Here is a 1,327-nt window from a genome sequence, read left to right as displayed (position 1 = left end):
GGGTCGAGGCTGAGAATCTAAGCGCCGGTAAACGGCGGTGGTAACTATAACCATCCTAAGGTAGCGAAATTCCTTGTCGGGTAAGTTCCGACCTGCACGAATGGCGTAACGACTTCCCCGCTGTCTCAACCACAGGCCCGGCGAAATTGCAGTACGAGTAAAGATGCTCGTTTCGCGCAGCAGGACGGAAAGACCCCGGGACCTTCACTATAGCTTGGCATTGGCGTTTGGAGCGTCTTGTGTAGGATAGGTGGGAGACTGTGAAGCCGGCACGCCAGTGTCGGTGGAGTCGTTGGTGAAATACCACTCTGGTCGTTTTGAGCGTCTAACCCGCGCCCCTGGATCGGGGTGGGGGACAGTGCCTGGTGGGTAGTTTAACTGGGGCGGTTGCCTCCTAAAGGGTAACGGAGGCGCCCAAAGGTTCCCTCAGCCTGGTTGGCAATCAGGTGGTGAGTGCAAGGGCACAAGGGAGCTTGACTGTGAGACGGACGTGTCGAGCAGGTGCGAAAGCAGGGCCTAGTGATCCGGCACCGGCGTGTGGAAGCGGTGTCGCTCAACGGCTAAAAGGTACCCCGGGGATAACAGGCTGATCTTCCCCAAGAGTCCATATCGACGGGATGGTTTGGCACCTCGATGTCGGCTCGTCGCATCCTGGGGCTGGAGTAGGTCCCAAGGGTTGGGCTGTTCGCCCATTAAAGCGGCACGCGAGCTGGGTTTAGAACGTCGCGAGACAGTTCGGTCCCTATCCGCTGCGCGCGTAGGAGAATTGAGAGGGTCTGTCCCTAGTACGAGAGGACCGGGACGGACGGACCTCTGGTGTGCCAGTTGTCCCGCCAGGGGCACGGCTGGTTGGCTACGTTCGGTCGGGATAACCGCTGAAAGCATCTAAGCGGGAAGCCTTCCTCGAGATGAGTTCTCCCACCCCTCGTGGGTGTAAGGCCCCCAAGAGACGATTGGGTTGATAGGCCGGGGATGGAAGCGCCGTAAGGTGTGGAGTCGACCGGTACTAATAGGCCGAGTGGCTTGAACACACTAAACGTTCAATCCAAATCGCTTGTGCGAGTTTGTTCGCGTCCCTGTGTGGTTCCCAGGAAACAACCCGGGCACCCGCACCACAGATAATTGAAGATTGATGTGTCGGTGCTGCTGGTTCGGACACCTCCGCGAGTTTGCCCACCCCCGTCGTGGGGTGGTGCGTTGGGCGTTCGGTGGTTTTGGCGAAGGGGAAACACCCGGTCCCATCCCGAACCCGGAAGTTAAGCTCTTCAGCGCCGATGGTACTGCATGGGAGACTGTGTGGGAGAGTAGGACACCGCCGGACACATAT

At 58.8% G+C, this 1,327-nt stretch carries 2 rRNA genes; both read left to right on the top strand.

The features are described from left to right. Positions 1–1,031, top strand: a 23S ribosomal RNA gene (locus ETD83_RS41865); the annotation flags it as partial. A 173-nt stretch (positions 1,032–1,204) separates the two neighbouring features. Then, positions 1,205–1,321 (top strand): 5S ribosomal RNA (gene rrf / locus ETD83_RS41860). Positions 1,322–1,327 lie beyond the last annotated feature (6 nt).

Source organism: Actinomadura soli, assembly GCF_005889715.1.
Lineage (GTDB): Bacteria > Actinomycetota > Actinomycetes > Streptosporangiales > Streptosporangiaceae > Spirillospora > Spirillospora soli.
The sequence above is the reverse complement of the archived record's forward strand: the minus strand, read 5'-3'. Positions and strand labels throughout refer to the sequence as shown.